The 15,358-nt window shown below is 40.8% G+C and carries 15 protein-coding genes; 11 read left to right on the top strand and 4 right to left on the bottom strand.

Annotation, left to right across the window (positions count from 1 at the left end; all coding sequences use genetic code 11):
* The first annotated feature begins 594 nt into the window (after window positions 1-594).
* Together A994_RS08480 and A994_RS08475 are read left to right on the top strand one after the other, a co-directional pair.
* Complete coding sequence (locus A994_RS08480) at window positions 595-1,152, top strand: HEAT repeat domain-containing protein (RefSeq protein WP_004031048.1); 558 nt, start codon at window positions 595-597, stop codon at window positions 1,150-1,152.
* A gap of 86 nt (window positions 1,153-1,238) precedes the next feature.
* Window positions 1,239-2,204 (top strand): malate dehydrogenase, encoded by a 966-nt coding sequence (locus A994_RS08475; protein ID WP_004031047.1) that lies wholly within the window; start codon window positions 1,239-1,241, stop codon window positions 2,202-2,204.
* 185 nt (window positions 2,205-2,389) lie between these two features.
* Here the strand turns inward: A994_RS08475 and A994_RS08470 are convergent, their stop codons facing one another.
* The 4 genes from A994_RS08470 to A994_RS08455 form a co-directional block, all read right to left on the bottom strand.
* Window positions 2,390-2,683 (bottom strand): hypothetical protein, encoded by a 294-nt coding sequence (locus A994_RS08470; protein ID WP_048204174.1) that lies wholly within the window; start codon window positions 2,681-2,683, stop codon window positions 2,390-2,392.
* 467 nt (window positions 2,684-3,150) lie between these two features.
* Window positions 3,151-3,897, bottom strand: a complete 747-nt coding sequence (locus tag A994_RS08465; protein WP_004031046.1) for an MIP/aquaporin family protein — start codon at window positions 3,895-3,897, stop codon at window positions 3,151-3,153.
* A 5-nt stretch (window positions 3,898-3,902) separates the two neighbouring features.
* Window positions 3,903-4,127, bottom strand: coding sequence for a DUF2180 family protein (locus A994_RS08460; RefSeq protein ID WP_004031045.1), 225 nt, complete (start codon window positions 4,125-4,127; stop codon window positions 3,903-3,905).
* Between the two features lie 234 nt (window positions 4,128-4,361).
* Complete coding sequence (locus tag A994_RS08455) at window positions 4,362-5,861, bottom strand: DUF2193 domain-containing protein (RefSeq protein ID WP_004031044.1); 1,500 nt, start codon at window positions 5,859-5,861, stop codon at window positions 4,362-4,364.
* A 564-nt stretch (window positions 5,862-6,425) separates the two neighbouring features.
* Between A994_RS08455 and pdxT the strand changes: the two genes are divergently transcribed.
* The 9 genes from pdxT (at window position 6,426) to A994_RS08410 (ending at window position 15,316) form a co-directional block, all read left to right on the top strand.
* Entirely contained in the window at window positions 6,426-7,010 is a 585-nt protein-coding gene (gene pdxT, locus A994_RS08450; RefSeq protein ID WP_004031043.1) for a pyridoxal 5'-phosphate synthase glutaminase subunit PdxT, read from the top strand.
* Window positions 6,998-7,915, top strand: coding sequence for a class II glutamine amidotransferase (locus A994_RS08445; protein ID WP_004031042.1), 918 nt, complete (start codon window positions 6,998-7,000; stop codon window positions 7,913-7,915). Before pdxT ends, A994_RS08445 begins: the two co-directional genes overlap by 13 nt.
* 11 nt (window positions 7,916-7,926) lie before the next feature.
* The gene (locus A994_RS08440; protein WP_004031041.1) at window positions 7,927-8,619 is read left to right on the top strand and encodes a GltB/FmdC/FwdC-like GXGXG domain-containing protein; all 693 of its coding nucleotides are present in this window, start codon (window positions 7,927-7,929) and stop codon (window positions 8,617-8,619) included.
* Entirely contained in the window at window positions 8,619-9,743 is a 1,125-nt protein-coding gene (locus A994_RS08435) for a Coenzyme F420 hydrogenase/dehydrogenase, beta subunit C-terminal domain (protein ID WP_004031040.1), read from the top strand. The genes A994_RS08440 and A994_RS08435 overlap by 1 nt, the downstream gene beginning before the upstream one ends.
* Entirely contained in the window at window positions 9,744-11,243 is a 1,500-nt protein-coding gene (locus A994_RS08430; RefSeq protein ID WP_004031039.1) for a glutamate synthase-related protein, read from the top strand.
* A 322-nt stretch (window positions 11,244-11,565) separates the two neighbouring features.
* Window positions 11,566-12,798 carry an ammonium transporter gene (locus A994_RS08425; protein WP_004031038.1) on the top strand — a complete coding sequence of 411 codons (1,233 nt, stop codon included), beginning with the start codon at window positions 11,566-11,568 and terminating at the stop codon, window positions 12,796-12,798.
* Window positions 12,799-12,855: 57 nt separating this feature from the next.
* On the top strand, window positions 12,856-13,194 hold the full coding sequence (locus A994_RS08420; RefSeq protein ID WP_004031037.1) for a P-II family nitrogen regulator: 339 nt from the start codon (window positions 12,856-12,858) through the stop codon (window positions 13,192-13,194).
* A 527-nt stretch (window positions 13,195-13,721) separates the two neighbouring features.
* Entirely contained in the window at window positions 13,722-14,948 is a 1,227-nt protein-coding gene (locus A994_RS08415; RefSeq protein ID WP_004031036.1) for an ammonium transporter, read from the top strand.
* Window positions 14,949-14,977: 29 nt separating this feature from the next.
* Window positions 14,978-15,316, top strand: coding sequence for a P-II family nitrogen regulator (locus A994_RS08410; protein WP_004031035.1), 339 nt, complete (start codon window positions 14,978-14,980; stop codon window positions 15,314-15,316).
* The last annotated feature ends 42 nt before the right edge of the window (window positions 15,317-15,358 follow it).

Genomic DNA, 15,358 nt, shown 5'->3' with positions numbered 1-15,358 from the left:
AGATTTTTTTTGTTAAGTAATAAAAACATTTTAAATCAAAAAATAACCCGTAATTAGCCGGTTTTAATCAAATCTCAAATTATTTAATCAATCTAATTTAAAGTCTCATTCCACAATCAAATAGTTTCCGGAACAGATTATGATTGAATTAACAATATTATTTTATATCATGATCATAATTAAACCTGATACGGAGTAGATGATACCAGTAGACAAATTAGGTTAAATTAGTAGATTTAATAGGATGATTTAATAGGATAGATGAAAGAAGCTTTGACTCGATGATACGTTGAATGAAACGCTTTAACTTGTAGGATACTAAGAGATTAATGTTAGTAACATTATAAAATTAAACTAAGAAATATTTTTTTCTAGATGTATCCTGATTTTTTTAGATGTGTCCTGATTTTTTCTAGATTTCCATGGTAATTTGCGGTTACATGTGTAATGCAAAATAATTTGTGACACACTAAATATGGTAAAATATATGGCCCAGAAAAGAGATAATATATTTTTCTTACAAAAGTTGAGTTTATGTCGATCTGCTTGGTATTAAAAATCCATCAAATTAATTTTTAAAGGGAGATAATTATTATGGAAGTTGAAAAAAACGTCAAAAGACTGATTGAAACTTTAAAAGACGATGATGAACTTGTGCAAGTCCAGACTACTGAAATGCTGGAAGAAATTGGCGAACCAGCAGTGGACCAGCTCATTGATGCATTGGATAATGAGGATAAAAATGTCCGTAAGGGATCAGCCAAGGTACTGGGCCTGATTGGTGATTCAAGATCTATTGAACCACTTATTGAAACTATGAAGGATGATAATAAGTGGGTTCGCAGAGCGGCTTCAGGAGCACTCAGTAATATGGGCCAATCTGCAGTGGATCCTCTGATCAATACGTTACAGGATGAAGATTGGAGAGTTAGAGGAGGGGCTGCATGGGCTTTGAGCAATCTAAAATCCACCGAATCAATAGATCCATTAATTAATGCCATGAACGATGACAGTGGATTTGTAAGAGCAGGTGCAGTAATGGCCCTTGGAAACATTGGCGGAGAAAAAGCAGAACAAGCACTTAAAGAAGCACTTACAGATAAAAGTGGATATGTTCGCCGGGTTGCTCAAGGTTTCCTGGATAAAGACTAATTTTTTTTATTTTAATATTATTTATTAAGGTTAAGTTCACAATAATTAAAAGAGATTAACTATACTTATGAAGGACAGGGTGAAAAATGAAGGTTAGTGTAATTGGTGCATCAGGCAGAGTGGGTAAAGCAGCTGCATTTTGCCTGGCTGAAGAAAGTGCAGTTAGTGAAGTGGTACTGTTATCCCGTGAAAAAAGTCTGGGCCAGGTCCAGGGTGAAGCTCTGGATATGAATGATGCCATGGCTGCCAAGGATATTCGGGTACTCATAACCCCCACTGCCAATTTTGAGGATATCGCAGATTCTAAAATTGTGGTAATTACTTCGGGCATGCCAAGAACTCCCGAAATGACCCGTATGGATGTTGCTATCCCCAACGCTAAAATTATAGCAGAATATTCTCAGTTAGTTGCCAAACACGCCCCGGAATCCATAATTCTGGTCATCACCAACCCGGTGGATGTTATGACCTACGTGGCATACAAAGCTTCAGGATTTCCACGAAACAGAGTTATAGGATTGGGAAACCACTTGGACTCACTGCGGTTAAAGAACCTCATTGCCAAACATTTCAACATCCATGTTAGTGAAATACACACACGGATCATCGGCGAACACGGCGACCATATGGTACTGCTTTTAAGCTCCACTTCCATTGGTGGAATACTGGTGAAGTACTTCCCCCAGTACCAGTCCTTTGATGTGGATGCAATTGTGGATAAAGTTAAAAATGCAGGCAGCTACGTCATTAACAAGAAGGGTGCCACTGAATACGGACCTGCTTTCGCTATTTCCAACATTGTTAAGACCATTATAAACGATGAAAAAAGAATACTGACCCTCACCACTTACCTCGACGGTGAAATTGATGATGTAAGCGATGTATGTCTGGGAGTACCTGTAAAATTAGGTATAAATGGCGTGGAACGAATTATCAGTGGAAAAATGAGTGATAATGAACTTGAAGATTTTAAAACAGCCGCCAGAGTTGTTAAAAGCGCCACAGATGAAGTAATGGCATCCCTGGAAGATAAAGTTAACTTTTCAAAATAAGCCCTTTTAATTACATGCTAATGATTTTCTTAATACATAAAATTTAAGTTTTATATTTTTTTAATTTCTATATTAAATCTTTAAAAAACCTAAATTAAAAAATAGTGTTTTAGGGTCGAATTAATGACCCTATACTTAACCTGTCTCAATAAAAACCTTGTTTTAATCTATTACTAATTCATCAATTAACTAGTTCCATTAACAGAAGGTTCACTTTGTGTGTTACCAGATGAAGATGTATCAGCAGAGGAGCTAGATGTATCAGCAGATGATGTTGTAGTTGCTGTACTTTTAGTGGTGGTTTTTGCTGTGTTAGTTGAGTAAGTAGTCGGGGTATCGTAATTACTACTGGTATCAGTGCTTTTGTTGGTTATGTTAAGTGTTAAATTCCCTGCGGAGTTCATAATACCTGTGAAATAACCCCCAACAAATGCAAATATTACTATTATCGCTACTAAAGCGATAGGTGCTTTTTTCATATAATGTCACTCCATAATACGTGTAATAAAATGTTTAAATACAGAATATTTTTTTTAAATTTTTGATATTCTTATATTAATTTAGCTTAATTTTAGTAAATTTTTAAATTAGTAAATTTCTGATCCTGAAAAAGGTCATTTAATGGATTATATATTTTAGTGCACATATAATAAGCTTATCCCTAAACTGACTGAAATTAATTAATTGTATGCAAAATAATCATTAAAATATTATTTAATTGTTTTCTCAATTCATTGCATTCTTCTATATCTCAGCGTTTAGTTATCTGCAATGAACCCCTAATAATAATGGATATATTAAATAAAACCCCATAAAGAGTTCAAGAGTTGAAACTGTTTAAATAAACCTCTTTAAAAAATTAAAAAACTGTTTAAAAAAAGTAGGGAAAGGGATTGTAGTTTTAATGTCCACTGTAACTTTAGTTTTACATATTCTCTAACTGTAGCTATACTGTCTCCTCTGAAAGATAGTTGTAAACTAATGCTGCTAGAATGGCTCCCACTATTGGACCTATAATATATATGGGGAAGTATGCCCACAGGTTAGAACCCCCCATAACCAGATCACCCAAATATGGTCCAAATGTCCTGGCAGGATTCAAAGACGCTCCGGTGATGTTTCCTAAAGTTGTTATCACACCAGCAACTGTTAACCCGATGATCAATCCTGCAAATCCTGGAGGAGCTTCCCTATCCACTGCTACTCCCATTATGGCCAGCATAAGAAGGAATGTTCCAATGGCTTCTGCCACGATGGCCTGGATGTAACCAATACCCTCAAATGGAGCAGTAGCACCCAATCCACCGGTGGTTACTGCGCTCATTCCAATGATGTAAGCCAGGGCAAAACTGGCCAGTGCTGCGCCAATAAGTTGAGCAAGTATGTAGGGACCAACATCACGTGTGGGGAATTTTTTCACAGACCACAGTGCCAGAGTCACTGCGGGATTAATATGACAACCCGATATCTTTCCAAATGCATATATACACGCAGTTATAGCCAGTCCAAAAGCTAAACCAATAGCTAACCAATCACCAAGGCCGCCCAAGACACCTATGCCAATATTAAATGAGTTGGGAGGTGTTTGACCCGAACTTATCATCAGGGTTATAATTGCTGCCCCTGTACCAAAAAAAACAAGGATAAATGTTCCAATAAGCTCCGCAACCGAACGTTTCATCAATGAGAACATTTTAGTTATCCTCCTTTAGGATTACCTTTTTTTAAGGCTATACTACAGTACTTGCACAGTATTCTAGGTAAGGTTTCTTTGAGTTTTTCTGCAGGGAAAGGATATCCCCCAGTCCATACCTCATTTTCCTGTCGGATGGCATGATCCATACATAATCCCATACCACATACAATGCAGATGGCAACTGCATCAGTGGATTTGCCCTCCTCTGCACAGATATAACATTTCATTTTCCTACCCCCTGAAATTCATGTTTTTTACTAAAATTCCGGAAAAAGGGAATAAATAGGTAGTTAGTGAGTTTGGTTGATGTTTTAGTGCACTTATATTGGTTTAAACAATTCGTTTACCCCATCAAGTGAATCCAACCAAGTATCCGTCAATTGTACCAATTCAGTGTACATTAACGGTAAATAATAACACTACCTTTAAACTCCCGTTAATGAGTTTACCTACACCCCGAGTTATACTGCTTCTTTCCACTGGCAGTGATTGTGCCTGAAGTCTACCAGTGATGCTGATGCACAGTTTTTACAGGTTCTTGCAGGGGAAGCTGGGCTTTCCTTGTGCAGAGCTATGATGTTGGTCATTAAGGTGGCAGTTACCGGTTCACTGGTTAAGAGACAGGGGTAATCAGCCAGCCTCATTAGAGAGGAGAACCTGACGGTTATGGCACACGCAGGGTAGGTGTAACGCTGTGGGTTCATAATCACTTCGTTCTGGTGGACTGGTTCCAGGTCTACCTTGAATCCAGCTACTTTAGGTATCAGTGCGCCTGCAGAACCATTACGGGCCTTTCGGGCCTGGTCCAGGTGTCCCCATCCACGGTAAATCATGTCCATGAAGTCACTGTTGTGCAGTTCTGCAGCTGCTCCCCTGGTGGGATAAAGCTGAACGTAGTTGTGGAATCTCTTGGTCAACAGATCCACCACGGTTGGTGCATTGAATCCATCCAGTTCCAGTATGTACTCCACTGCACAGGCCGATGATCCTGTTGCCAGTGAAAGGACTTCATATTCACTTTTGAAGTCTGGAAGGGCCTGTTTAAGTGTAGCATCCATCACATCGGTGGTGGCTTCAATTATGGCCATGGTCACATCATCTTTACACATGTTAAAGGTTGATTGAGCAATGTGGTGAGATATATCACCCACACAGTATGCGGGAACTGTCAGGATATTACCATAATGCACATCATCATTCATAGCTGCTATTACGGTATCTTCCATTTTTTCCCTGTACTGGGCCATGTATTTCCGGACATCAAATGATGTGTGTCCAGCATTATCCATGAGTTCAGCCTGAGCTTCCACCGGGTTCTGGTAAATGTTCTGGATCTCTGCTATTTCTTTCTCCACTGCCTGGGCTACTGTTGTTCCACCTTCAATTTCATTGGCGAAAACTTCACCAACACCGTAAGAAGTGTTCATACCCCATGATTTAGCAGATAATATTGCTTGTTTATGTTTTAGGGGTATATCCACGGTTTTAACTATTCGGTTTATGGTGTTACTGGTACTGCCTGGCATAAGTGCAAAATCAACCACACATGTTGGTCCGTAGAATCCACCGTACCTTCGGACAACTTCTTTACCAATTAAGGCTTCTGATTTTTTTATGGCATCTATGAATTTATTAAGACTCACTTCAAACTCAGGGTCTTCATCGCGAAGTATTTCCAGTACCACTGGAGTTTGATAGTGTTCAACGAAAGGATCGTCTTCGGGCCTTATGGTATCTGTTAAGCTGTTTAAGATGTCGTAATGAGCCTTAACAGAATTTACATGGAGGTTGATCACTGATTCAGATTGTTCAGCAGTTGCTTCCATTTTCTGAACCACATCAAGATAGGCTTTGGTATCTTTAATGTGGAATTTAGTTCCTCTCTTATTTTTAATAGTTTCTACATCGGCTTTTTGAGCCATCATTGCTTCTTTAACCATTTTTTCATAGAGTTCAACCATTAAATCACCCTCTTTTTTACACTAAAAAAATCAATTATTAACAATTAATAATAGTGATCTTCCAGTCTTTTATGATTTTCTAAATCCAAAATAAAAAGAGTTAAAATATTTTTTTAACAGTGAAATGCCGTTAATATTGCTTTAATTTATAATAATAGATCTAATATAGATTGAAAAATGAAAAACAGAACAAAAAGATTGAAGCGGGAAAGTTATGGACTGAGAATTCCCGTGATATTGATAATATTCAAATAATAACCCATTGAAATGGCCAAATATTCTATTTTGTTAATTCCTTACTAAATCGATAAAGTTTAACATCTATCTTGAATTTAAAATTTATTTCATGATCCATCCCACATTCTACACCAGAAATATTTATATAACTGTTCAGTTATAATTTAATTAACAGCCAAATTTTAAACATTGTATAAAATTATTAAAGTATTAGTAATTTTATTTCAAATTTATGATTAATCGGAACATGATTTCCGGTAACTTTATATTCTATGTTTTGTATATATAATTCGCTTATCAACAAAATAATCTAAACAAGGCATAAACATGATAAAAATAGGTATTTTAGACTTGCAAGGAGATGTTTCCGAGCACCAGGTAATGACCGAAAAAGCTGTAAGCAAAATAAACCTAAAAGCAGATGTTTTAAAGGTTAAAACAGCCTCAGAAGTAGCAAAGTGTAACGGACTGGTTATTTCTGGAGGGGAAAGCACTGTAATCGGGAGACTTATAAAAGAAAACAGCATTGATACAGCCATTAAGGAAAACCAGATACCAGTAATGGGTACCTGTGCAGGTATGGTGCTGTTAGGTCAGCAAACCGACTATGAACAACCTTTACTTGGTTTAATACCTATGAAAGTTAAGAGAAACGGTTTTGGACGACAAAAACTGTCATTTGAAGCTGAATTAAAACTTGAAACCTTTGATGATCCCTATCCTGGAGTTTTCATCAGAGCACCTTATGCCCTAGATGTGAAAGATGAAGCAGTTGTACTGGGGCAGATTCATGATAAAATCATTGCCGTGGCGTATGAAAATCACATAGCCACCGCATTTCACCCAGAACTTACTGGTGATACTCGAATTCACGAATATTTCATAAAGGAGGTATTAAATTGTGTGGAATAGCAGGAGTGGTATTTAAAGATAAAAACCTTCACCCGGTGGGTAAATTCATGACCCGTATGCTTGACGCTCTACAGCACAGAGGTCCTGATTCAGCAGGATTCGCACTGTACGGTGGTTTAGGGCTGCGAGAACATGAATATTTATTAAACATTGAAGTGAAAGAAAAACCCGGACTCTTAGATGAAGTTAAGACCACGGTCAACGCCGCTTTCCCAATTGAAAGCGAAGAAATCATCCCTTCAGTTGAAAATTACATCATATACCGATGTAAAGTCAATTTAGAATCATTTTCACAACTAAAACCATTAATAATGGATGTGGACAAAATTGACAACGTGATTGTCTTAAATGGAGCTCATTCCTTTGAGATGATCAAAGATGTGGGATTGGTCAAGGATATAGCTGCCCGTTACAACACCGAAGATAAAATGGGCACCCACGCCATTGGCCACACCCGGTTCTCCACCGAAAGTATTGTGGACCGGTACCATGCCCACCCTTTCCAGAGTTATATCATCCCAGATATCACAGTGGTTCACAATGGTCAGATAACCAACTACTGGAAGATAAGGGATCCATTAGAACGTAAGGGGCATATCTTTGAGACCAACAATGATACCGAATGTATCGTACACTACATAGCCGATAAATTATCCCAGGATTACAGCCTGGAAGAAGCACTGGAACAGTCTGTGAAGGACATGGATGGTCCATTCTCATATATTGTAGGCACACCCAACGGAGTGGGAATTGCAAAGGACCAGCTGGGCCTCAGACCAGGTGTTATGGCAGAAAACGATGAAGTCTTTGCCATTGCCTCTGAAGAAGTGGCTCTAAGGGAAGTTATGGATACCTCCAATATTGAACAGATATCACCAGGGGAGACTCGTGCTTACACCATCTAGGATGTGGAACAATGCAGGAATTCAAAATAAACGCCCAACAAAAAACAGCCAGGGAACTTAACCGGACCATTAAACAGGCCGCCCCGGAAAATGATCGTATCCTAATTGAAAATCCCAATGCCATGCATTACATGGCAGCAGGATTAACAGAACCAGTAGAGGTGGTTATTGACGGGTCAGCCGGTTATTTCGCAGGTACAATGATCCACGGAGCCAGGGTGCACATCAATGGAAACGCAGGTTGGTTCCCAGCAGATAACATGACTGAAGGAGAGGTTATCATCGATGGTTCCGCTGGAGACGGTGTAGGCCAGGGAATATACGGGGGAACAGTTGTAGTACGTAAAAGTGTAGGCGCCCGTACCGGAGAAATCATGAAAAACGGAACCATCATCATTGGAGGGAACTCTGGATTCATGAGCGGCCTGTTCATGATGGGTGGCCGTATAATAGTCCTGGGAGATATCTCGGACGATGCCGGTGAATCCATAATCAGGGGAACCATCTATGTAGGTGGAAACATCCACAGTCTGGGTAAAAACGCCAAGGTAGAAGAACTGGAAGCAGAAGAAAGGGAAGAATTAAAGGAACTCCTGGAAGAATACGACTTCCACCTGGAAGAAGAAAAATACCAGAACTTCCGTAAAATAGTGCCACGCAGTGCCCGGCCATTCTATGGTCAAGAATCAGAGGAGGGAAAATAATGACCGATAACAACCAGAAGAGTGTAACTCTAGTGGGAACTCCCTGCCATATCATTGCCTCTGAAAAAATGGAACACTACTCAAATATTCTGGGAGATTCTCCAGTAGATTTCAAGTTAGGACTCTTTTGCATGGAAAACTTCTCCCACAGTTACCTAAAAGAGTTCCTGAAGCAAAATAACATTGAAATGAATGATATTAACCAGTTCAGAGTGGAAAAAGGACATCTCTGGGCTTACCTTAAAAATGGGGATGTATTTAAAGCTCCATTATCCCAGGCCAAAGTCTGCATGAGAAAAAACTGCCAGGTATGTATGGATTACACCTCAGAACTGGCTGACCTATCGGTGGGATCAGTGGGTTCAGCTCCAGGATGGTCCACTGTCATTGCCAGAACAGAAAAAGGACTTAAAGCTTTGAATAAAGCTGAAACTAAAGGTTATATTAAAACCAAAGCCATTGAAGAGTCAGGACTCGCACTACTGGAAAAGTTAGCCAATAAGAAAAAAACCGAAAACAGGGAAGAGATAAAAAAGAGGGAATCTGTGGCCAGACCAGTACTCTACCGGCGGTATATCAATGATGAAGAGTTCATAGAAGAAGTCTCATCCTGCCAGTTTAAGGACTTAAAATCAGATGTAGTTGATGTGGGTAGCTGTGTGCTCTGCGGGGCCTGTTATTACGTGTGCCCTGAGAACATAGTATCCATTGAAGACCGTAAACCTCAGTTGAAAGGAACCTGTCCACCAGAATGTAATTTATGTTACGTGGCCTGTCCCCGTACCTATCTGTCCCAGGAAGTCCTTAGTCGAGATCTTGACCAGAAAGCACTGGGAAATTACATTAAGATTGTATCTGCCCGGGCAGATGGAGTGGATGGTCAGGATGGAGGAGTGGCTACTGCCCTCTTAAATTACATTTTAGATGAAAATATAACTGATGAAGTAATTGTTGTGGATAAAATGGATGATAATCCATGGAAACCAGAAGCAATCATAACATCAAAAACTGAAGAGGTTACAAACGCTGCCGGCACCAAATACTCTGCTGCCCCAGTTTTCAAAGTACTTAAAAGTAACCATAAAATGAATCCCAATACAGATTCTAAAAAGGAGGTGTCATAGATGCCTTTTAAAATTGAAAGAAATCAGGAACTTTGCAAGAGAAACTTCGACCGTCCTGGTTGCTGCTGGTACCTCTGTGACAACCGTGACGAAAACCTGTGTCAGAACTGTTACTCCTGCTACAACAACTGTCCCCACGACGTTTATGAAATAGTGAATGATGAACCATTCCCCCTACACCATGAAAACTGTGTGGGCTGCCGTATATGTGAAGAAATGTGCCCCAATCAAGCTATTGAGGTTAACGCTGTTCAAGAAGACCGGAGGAACGTGTGGAGTTTAACCGATCTGGTGGAGATAAACCGAAAATCAACCGAAGGATCCTACAAAGTTAGGGGATGCGGTGCCACCAGGGTTATACCCACCTTCGACGACCTGGTAATAGTACCGGCACAGGTTTCCAGACCACCGATTGATAAGTACCGGGAACCCTGCAACACCAGGGTAGTCCTGGGAAGCCGTTACGCTGAAAACCCACTGGTAATAGATACACCCATCATGATCGCTGCCATGAGTTTCGGAGCTCTCTCCAAAGAAGCCAAGATCGCCCTGGCCATGGGCTCCACCCTGGCGGGCACTGCCACCAATACCGGCGAAGGGGGAATGCTTCCAGAAGAACGTAAATACGCCAAAAAACTCATTGCCCAGTACGCTTCCGGTCGTTTCGGTGTCAGTGCCGATTACCTCAACAACTCCGATGCAGTGGAGATCAAAATAGGTCAAGGAGCAAAATCGGGTATGGGAGGACACCTTTTAGGAGAGAAAGTTACTGCAGAGGTCTCCAAAATCAGGATGATACCCGAAGGTACCGATGCCCTGAGCCCTGCCAGACACATGGACATTGTGGGACCAGAGGATCTCTCAATGAAGATCAGCCAGCTTAGGGAAATCACCGACTGGAAAGTGCCCATAATGGTGAAATTCACCAGTGGAAGGGTCAGTGACGATGTGAAAATCGCAGCCAAAGCTGGAGCAGACGCCATAGTGGTGGATGGTATGCAGGGAGGAACCGGAGCTGGACCCGATGTGGTCACTGAACACAGTGGAGTACCCACCATCGCAGCCATAGTTGAAGCCGATGAAGCTTTAAAGCACATAAACCTGAGGGAAGAAGTAAGCCTGATTGCTGCAGGGGGTATAAGGAACGGTGCCGATGTTGCCAAAGCAATAGCTCTGGGAGCTGATGCCTGTTACATTGCCACCAGTGCCCTGGTAAGTATTGGCTGCCGAGTCTGTCAGATGTGTTACGCTGGAACCTGCCGTAAGGGAATAGCCACCCAGAACCCTCAGCTACGCCGTAGACTAGATTACTTGGAAGGAGGTAAACGAGTGGCCCGTTACATTGAAGCCATGACTGAAGAAGCAGTGATGTTAACCCAGCAGGCAGGTAACACCGACCTTCTAAAATTAGAGAAAGATGATCTGCGAGCCCTAACTGTAGAATCATCTGCCATGACCGGAGTGAAAATGGCCGGTTTAGAAGCACCCATAAGGAGTTAAAAGAATATAAACTCCTTATTTTCTTTATTTTTGATTAATTTTTAAAACATACATTTGAATTACTATTTTTCACCGGCTAAATATTAAGTTAAACCGGTTACTATCACGTTTTAAATCATTAAATTCCTTTTTCTAAGTTTTAATGGTAAAAGTTATATATAACAAAATCCATAATCGGAAGTATGTTTCCCCCATCCTATTGCCATTGATTTCCGGTTTTCATGACTCATACCAATCTGGCAAAAAAAGGGGGACATTCTATTAAGGTTGAAAGTGGAAAAACAACAAAAATAGACTATTTTATATAAAGGAGGAAAAATTAATGGATCCTATTCTTAGTAGTGGTGATACCGCCTGGATGTTAATATCCACTGCTCTGGTAATTCTTATGACTATACCTGGAGTGGCCCTATTTTACGGGGGACTTATTCGCCGAGAAAACGTTTTAAACACAATGTTCCTTTCATTCATCACATTTTCAATTGTAAGTGTGCTCTGGTTTATATATGGATACGACCTGGCCTTTGGAAGCGATGTTATGGGAGTGATTGGTGCCCTGACCAACCCATTTTTCAATGGAGTTGTTGAATCAAACTCCCTGGCTGCCCTGGCACCCACCATACCCACGGGACTATACGCCATATTCCAGATGACCTTCGCCGCCATAACAGTGGCCCTGATATCAGGGGCAATAGTAGAGCGTATGAAATTTTCTGCATGGCTGGTATTTGTTCCAGTATGGTTAACCCTGGTATACCTTCCAGTAGCCCACTGGATGTGGGGTGGAGGATTTTTAGCCCAGTGGGGAGCATTGGACTTTGCTGGAGGTACCGTGGTTCACTTAAGTTCAGGTGTAGCTGCCCTGGCACTGGTACTGCTTTTAGGCGTTCGTAAAAATTCAAGGTTATTACCCCATCACCTTGGTTACTCCGTAATTGGTACAGGACTATTATGGTTCGGTTGGTTCGGATTTAATGCAGGTTCCGCATTAGGAGCAACAAACCTGGCAGTTTCAGCAATGATCGTTACCAACACCTCGGCCTGTGTGGGAATGCTGGCCTGGGTACTAATGGATAAACTGAACACTGGAAAACCAACATTATTAGGTGCTTTATCTGGAGCAATAGCCGGTTTAGCTGCAATAACACCCGCTGCCGGATATGTTAACGTTACTTCTGCAATTATAATTGGTTTCGTTGCATCAATAATCTCATACTACGCAGTTTCACACTTAAAACCACGTTTAGGCTACGATGATGCTCTGGATGTATTTGGAATACACGGTGTCTGCGGTATTGTTGGAACCATAGCTGTAGGTATCTTCGCAACACCCCTCATAAACAGTGCCATTAAAGGAGGGCTGATCGCAGGTAATGCAGGTCAAATTGGTGTTCAACTCCTGGCCATAGTCATAATCGGGGCTTATTCATTCATATTAACCCTGGTTATTGCCAAAGTTATTGACATGACAATAGGATTGAGGGTTGAGGATGATCATGAAATCCAGGGACTGGACCTTAACCAACATGAGGAATCCGGTTACAGACTATCATAGGCAGCTTTAAAAATACAAGCTGCCATACACCCTTATAGATATCATAGAGGTGATGAAATGAAAAGAATCATAACTATCATCAGACCCGATAAACTGGAAGATGTTAAACAGGCTCTGGAAGAAATTGGTTGCCATGGGTTAACAGTTAAAGAAGTTAAAGGACGGGGAATACAGTTAGGAATTACTGAAAGTTACCGAGGTACTGACTACAAGGTAGACCTGCTCCCTAAAACTCAACTGGAAATTGTGGCAAAAACCGAGGATGTGGACGAGATCGTGAATACCATAGTCAAAAGTGCCCAGACTGGCTGCATTGGAGACGGGAAGATATTTATATCCCCAGTAGAAGAAGTAATACGAATCCGTACCGGAGAAAGGGGAGATAAAGCAATATAAGATTTAAAAACTTAATGTTTCCCAATTTTTATCTTTTTTACCATTCTCTTAATTTTTTTTAATATTCTATAATATTAGTATAAACTATTCTGTAATGTTACTATAAGAAATTCTTTAATTTTACTAAAACAATCCATTAGTCTATTCATCAATTTCTGCAATTAATTAAATCGGCAATTTTTAAATAATTCTCATAATTTAGTGTACTAACCTTAATAATCGCCCAAAAAACCGTTCCAATCCTGGGCATGGGTTTTTTCGTTACATTTTAACCAAAACATTTATAAGGAGGAAGGTACAATGATCAGTTGTCGGAAGTATGCTTCCGATATCCGGTAAATGGGGTGAATTTTTCATGAAATACTAAAATGAAAAAATAGGAAAAAGTGCTTTAGGCCTTTGACCTAAGCCCATAACAACCCAAATATCTCTAATAAATAAAAAAATAGTGTTTGTATCTTTGTTTACAAATATCTCTAAAAAAAATAAAGTTAAATAAATAAGATGAATAAAGGAGGAAAAAATCAATGGACCCTGTTTTAAATAGTGGTGACACCGCCTGGATGCTCATCTCCACTGCACTGGTAATGCTCATGACAGTGCCGGGAGTAGCTCTCTTTTACGGTGGTCTCTCCAAGAAAGTAAATGTGTTAAACACAATGTTTATGTCTCTAATTGCGTTCTCCATTGCCAGCATTGTCTGGGTACTTTATGGTTATCAATTCGCATTTGGAGCCGATATGTTGGGAGGATTAATTGGAAACCCCGCAAATCTTCTATTTAGTGGAATAGGAGTGGATCAATTATCCACACTTGCCCCAACCATACCTGAAACTGTCTACATTGCTTTCCAGATGACTTTTGCCGCCATAACCGTGGCCCTGGTATCTGGAGCAGTTGTGGGAAGAATGAAAGTATCTTCATGGATAGTGTTCTCCATTGCCTGGTTAAGTTTGGTATACGTACCTATAGCCCACTGGGTATGGGGTGGAGGATTCCTGTTCCAATGGGGTGCACTGGACTTCGCCGGTGGTACCGTTGTACACATCAACTCTGGTGTAGCTGCCCTGGCCCTGGCCCTGTTACTGGGTAAAAGGAAAGACACCAAATTATTACCACACCATCTCGGTTACTCCGTTATTGGTGCCGCATTACTATGGTTCGGCTGGTTTGGATTCAACGCAGGTTCAGCCCTTAGTGCGGGTGGACTGGCAGGTCAAGCTTTCATCAACACCAACACCGCCACTGCCGCAGCAATGGTCTCCTGGGTAATAATCGACTACCTCAAAACAGGTAAACCAACCATACTGGGAGCAATATCCGGTGCAATCGCAGGATTAGTTGCAATAACCCCTGCAGCAGGTTTTGTAACCTTACAAGCTGCAGTCATAATCGGTCTGGTAACCAGTGTAGTTTCATACTTAGCCATAAGCTACCTGAAACCAAAACTGGGTTACGACGATGCCCTGGATGTATTTGGAATACACGGTATGTCTGGTTTATGGGGTGCACTGGCCACCGGTTTATTCGCAGCACCATTCATCAACTCCCTGGGAACCGGAGTATTCTACGGTAACCCTGGACAGATTGTAACCCAAATCGTTGCAATAGCTATAGTAGCTGCCTACAGCTTTGTTGCCACCCTGATAATAGGTAAAATCATTGATATTGTCATGGGACTGCGCGTGGAAGAAAAAGAAGAAATCGAAGGACTGGATATCACTCAACACGAGGAAACCGGTTACAGGATTTAATTAAAATATACGCAAGCAGAGGCGATATGATGAAAGAAATAGTGGCCATAATTCGACCAAACAAATTAGACGAAGTTAAAGATGCCCTTGAAACAATAGGATGCAATGGAATCACCGTGACCGAAGTAAAAGGTCGTGGGCGACAACTAGGCATCACTGAAAGTTACAGAGGCAGTGATTACCGGATCGACATGCTACCCAAAACCCGTCTGGAGATCATCGTAGCAGATGAAGATGCAGATAGTGTTGTTAATACCATAGTTGAAACAGCACAAACCGGGGATATTGGAGATGGAAAAATATTCATCTCATCTGTAGAAGACGTTGTCCGTATCAGAACAGGAGAAAGGGGAGAAGAAGCAGTCTAACACCCTCCAAAAAAATCCACTTTCAACCCCCCTTACCTCCTT

This window comes from Methanobacterium formicicum DSM 3637, assembly GCF_000302455.1.
In the GTDB taxonomy this organism is placed as follows: domain Archaea; phylum Methanobacteriota; class Methanobacteria; order Methanobacteriales; family Methanobacteriaceae; genus Methanobacterium; species Methanobacterium formicicum_A.
Note: the sequence above shows the minus strand (reverse complement) of the source record. Positions and strands in the feature narration are given on the sequence as shown.